This is a genomic window from Winogradskyella sp. (genome assembly GCF_013213975.1).
Lineage (GTDB): Bacteria > Bacteroidota > Bacteroidia > Flavobacteriales > Flavobacteriaceae > Winogradskyella.
Genome location: NZ_JABSST010000134.1, coordinates 1 through 3,878 on the forward strand (window position 1 = coordinate 1; position 3,878 = coordinate 3,878).

General features: G+C 32.8%; 5 protein-coding genes, 1 other RNA gene and 1 pseudogene. 4 read left to right on the top strand and 3 right to left on the bottom strand.

Features of this window, described 5'->3' with window-relative positions:
* The 3 genes and pseudogenes from HRU49_RS14160 to HRU49_RS14170 all read right to left on the bottom strand — a co-directional run.
* Positions 1-276, bottom strand: a pseudogene (locus HRU49_RS14160) (TonB-dependent receptor); the annotation flags it as partial.
* Positions 266-439, bottom strand: a complete 174-nt coding sequence (locus HRU49_RS14165) for a hypothetical protein (RefSeq protein WP_296358302.1) — start codon at positions 437-439, stop codon at positions 266-268. The pseudogene HRU49_RS14160 and the gene HRU49_RS14165, both read right to left, overlap by 11 nt.
* 11 nt (positions 440-450) lie before the next feature.
* Positions 451-2,139 carry a M23 family metallopeptidase gene (locus tag HRU49_RS14170; RefSeq protein ID WP_296358304.1) on the bottom strand — a complete coding sequence of 563 codons (1,689 nt, stop codon included), beginning with the start codon at positions 2,137-2,139 and terminating at the stop codon, positions 451-453.
* Between the two features lie 178 nt (positions 2,140-2,317).
* Between HRU49_RS14170 and HRU49_RS14175 the strand changes: the two genes are divergently transcribed.
* The 4 genes from HRU49_RS14175 to HRU49_RS14190 form a co-directional block, all read left to right on the top strand.
* The gene (locus HRU49_RS14175; protein ID WP_296358306.1) at positions 2,318-2,608 is read left to right on the top strand and encodes a hypothetical protein; all 291 of its coding nucleotides are present in this window, start codon (positions 2,318-2,320) and stop codon (positions 2,606-2,608) included.
* A gap of 18 nt (positions 2,609-2,626) precedes the next feature.
* Positions 2,627-2,914 carry a cell division protein ZapA gene (locus HRU49_RS14180; RefSeq protein ID WP_296358308.1) on the top strand — a complete coding sequence of 96 codons (288 nt, stop codon included), beginning with the start codon at positions 2,627-2,629 and terminating at the stop codon, positions 2,912-2,914.
* Positions 2,915-2,972: 58 nt separating this feature from the next.
* Positions 2,973-3,091, top strand: a non-coding RNA gene (gene ssrS, locus HRU49_RS14185) — 6S RNA.
* A gap of 56 nt (positions 3,092-3,147) precedes the next feature.
* Positions 3,148-3,878 (top strand): Rnase Y domain-containing protein (locus HRU49_RS14190; RefSeq protein WP_296358310.1); only part of this gene is annotated, 731 nt, incomplete at its 3' end.

Sequence of the window (3,878 nt, forward strand, 5' to 3'; positions counted from 1 at the left end):
TACCGAATATTGTGTGCTTAGTTCATTTGAGATGTTAACACCTGGTAATGTTTTTAGAATGTTTTCTACTCCCGGTTGTGCTCCTTTAATAGTTCTAATAACGTTTGGTGAAATGGTAGTTACTCCGTCAACTTTCTGTCTAGTATTAGAGTTTATAACCACAGTAGCTATTTGCTCTGCTTCCACTTTCATTACAGGATTAAACTCGAGCTCTTGACCATTTTTTAATAAAAATTTTTGAACGATACGACGATGTCCTAAATTCTTAAAATCCATTTGTATTGGTTGCAGTACCTTCGCCAGAAGATGCCTTTATGTTTACATTTTCAATTGGATTACTAGATTCATCTAAAATAACACCTCTTACAATAGCTGATTGCGCGTATGACATGATGCTAAACAAAAAGCAAATAACAACAATAAAATGTGAGCGTCTCAAATAGTTTAATTTTATTTTCTAAAAAAGATTGCTTCAAATGTAGAACTATTTCCGACATTATCCGTAACAATTATTTTTAATTCATTCTTTGTGTCTTTTATAACATTGTCATTAAAATCGTGTACCAAAGTGTTGGTTTTATAATCGTATTCCATTAAGATCCACTTGCCATTAACAGTTGCTCTGTATTTACTTATACCGGATAATTCATCTTCAATTTTAACCTTTAGATAACGGTATTTACTTAACCACTTTTTATCTTGAAAATTTAAGGGCTTGATTGAAGGAGCCACAGTGTCCATAGCTAGAGTATAAGTACCAAAAATTTTACTACCTGCACTTAAGACTTTGCCTTTACGTTTGGTATAAACGTAACTTGGTTTTTTATAATAGCCATAGAGTCTAGCAATAAATAATTTATCAAGATGTTCGTCCTTATAATGACTAAGGTCGTAATTTATATAGAAGTTTTTCTGCAATGGAATGCTATCTTCATGCAAATGCAATGTGTCTGAACTCACCCTGAAGTCAATTAAAGCGTCATCATAAAGTGTATTTTCAAAAAAGTTGACGGTGATGTTGTTTGACTTTAAGGTTGTTGAACGATTGCTGTAAACCAACGATTTTTCTTGCATGGCATCGTAAGGCAGTGACTCTAAGGTCTCATTTTTACCTGCAATAGGTATGTTAACCCAAGTTTCCTTGCCTTTATAATCCCTAATTCTAATTTTAAATACCGAAGCTGTACTATCTTCTATGTGGATATAGCCATTGTCATAGGCATCTTTAAATAAGGTTAGTGGATTGTTTTTCTCAATAAAAAGTTTTTGTATACGTGATCTCTTAGACTTAAAATACCCATAATCAATATAGCGTTTTATATGCTTTGATTCATCAAAACTGAAACGCTTAAAATCTACTTCAAGACTTTTGTTGCCATTAAAAAATGTCTGAATATTACTAACACCATTATTGTTTGGCGCTAAATCCTGTTTGTCATAAGATGTAATGCCAAATCCAATGTTTCCCGAAGCTGTAATTTTCTCTACCTCATAGCTGCCATTGGTTTGAGGAATTAATCGCAAAGGAACACGCTCATTCTTTCCATTAATTAGGGCTGCGTCATCTTTAGGATAAGCATAAACTGCAGAAACAAATGGTGCTCTTGAATCTTTTATATCAATTCCAAAAAGCATTGGATTTATCGGTCTTTCTTGATTATCTCGAATTTCGAAATGAAGGTGAGGTCCACCAGATCCACCTGTATTGCCAGAGAACGCAATAATTTCATTAGATTTTACAGGCAATTCTTCTGAATTTGGAAATACTTCAACTTCAAAACTCTCTTTATCGTATTGGCATTCTTTAATATATGCCTCTAATCGGTCCGAAAGTCTCTGCAGGTGTCCATAAACAGTTGTGTAGCCATTGGGATGTGTAATGTAAAGTGCCTTTCCGTAACCAAAGTGTGATATCTTAATACGACTGACATAGCCTTCAGCGGCAGAATAAACCTTAAGACCTTCACGCTGCTGCGTTTTAATGTCCAGTCCGGCATGAAAATGTGAAGATCTTAATTCTCCAAAAGTGCCAGATAGGACTAAAGTAATATCAAGTGGATTCTTAAAATAATCTTGAGGATACTCAGATTGTGCAAATCCAGAGCAGCCGAAAAATAAAAAAAGCATGAATTTTTTCATAACTATGGTGTTACAGCTAAAATATCAAATTGAATAGGATTTGCAACCCTATAATCTGTATTATTTTTCTGAACGTTTTGAATCTTAGAATGTTATCAAGAATAAAAATAATTGTAAAAGAATTGTGTTTTTTTCATTTGGTATGTTAACTTTGTTTCAGTAGTATTGAATTACTTTAATGAGTAAGATTGAAGACATTGTTGATGCTTTAGAGAACAAAATTAGCAAGGTTTTACATAAAAATGAGGTCTTAAAGCAGACTAATGTAAAGCTTTCTGAGCGGTTAGAAGAACAGCAACAAAAGCTTTTAAATCAACAAGAAGAGTTAGCTTCTTGGGTAGATAAATATGAGACGCTCAGAATTGCGAATTCGATGCTTGGTAGTGACGAAAATAAACGAGAAACAAAGCTCAAAATAAATGCACTTATTAGAGATATTGATCATTGTATTAGTCAAATCTCAGAATAAAGTTGTAAATTAGACTAAATGTCAAATCAATTAAAAATCAAGCTCTCAATTGCAAATAGGGTATATCCTTTAACGATTAATCCAAAGCAAGAAGAGGGATTAAGAAGGGCTACGAAAAAAATTGAGGCTATGATTGGACAATTTGAGCAAAATTATTCTGTTAGAGATAAGCAAGACGTATTGGCCATGTGTGCTCTGCAGTTTGCGTCTCAAGTAGAACAAAAATCAATAGATAAAGAATATGTGAATGTAGAAGTGAATGAGAGGCTTACAGCTTTAAACGAACTTTTAGATAAGCATATATAACTCGAACGTTCTTTAAAATAAAAAGGTTACTGCCTACATTAGTTATATTTTTTGATAAACTCAACGTTAATTCTTTAAAAAGGGTGAGTTTAAGTTGTAAAATCGTGCTGTTAATACCTAGTATTTAGACAGATTTTTGATCAGCTTGTTAGCCCTAAACTTGTTTTTAAGGAGTTTATACAGAATCCAAAACTGATGTAGGCTTTTTTTATATACTAAACTAAATAACACAAATGGATACTAACACAATTATATATATTGTTGGAGGAGTAGTATTAGGAATACTACTAGGATTTATGATTTCTAAATCAGTTCAGAAGGGTAAAGCTTCAAAAATTGTTTCTAGTGCTGAAAGTGAATCTAAATCAATTTTGAAGCAAGCTAAAATTGATTCAGAGACATTGAAAAAAGATAAAATTCTTCAAGCTAAAGAGAAGTTTATCGAATTAAAGGCTGAGCATGAAAAGGTCATATTATCTCGAGACAAGAAAATGGCTGAAGCAGAAAAACGCATTAGAGACAAAGAATCCCAAGTTTCTAATGAATTGTCTAAAGCAAAGAAATCCAATCAGTCTTTAGATGATAAGATTAAAGATTACAATTTTAGATTAGAGTTTTTAGAAAAGAAAAAGGATGAAATAGAAAAGGCGCATAAAAGCCAAATCCAGCAATTAGAAGTGATTTCTTCGCTTTCTGCTGAAGAGGCTAAAGAACATTTGGTGGAATCTTTAAAAGAAGAGGCTAAAACTGATGCAATGGGTTTTATCCAAAGTAAGCTCGAAGAGGCAAAATTGACTGCGGAACAAGAAGCAAAAAAAATTATTATCAATACGATTCAGCGAATTGGCACAGAGGAAGCAATTGATAATTGTGTTTCAGTTTTTAACATTGAGTCCGATGATGTCAAAGGAAGAATAATTGGTAGAGAAGGAAGAAACATTAGAGCTATTGAAGCCGCTACTGG

What these genes read in the sequence shown, in the direction of transcription:
- HRU49_RS14170 (WP_296358304.1), bottom strand. Translation starts at nt 2,139, where the DNA reads ATGAAAAAATTCATGCTTTTTTTATTTTTCGGCTGCTCTGGATTTGCA.
- HRU49_RS14175 (WP_296358306.1), top strand. Translation starts at nt 2,318, where the DNA reads ATGAGTAAGATTGAAGACATTGTTGATGCTTTAGAGAACAAAATTAGC.
- HRU49_RS14180 (WP_296358308.1), top strand. Translation starts at nt 2,627, where the DNA reads ATGTCAAATCAATTAAAAATCAAGCTCTCAATTGCAAATAGGGTATAT.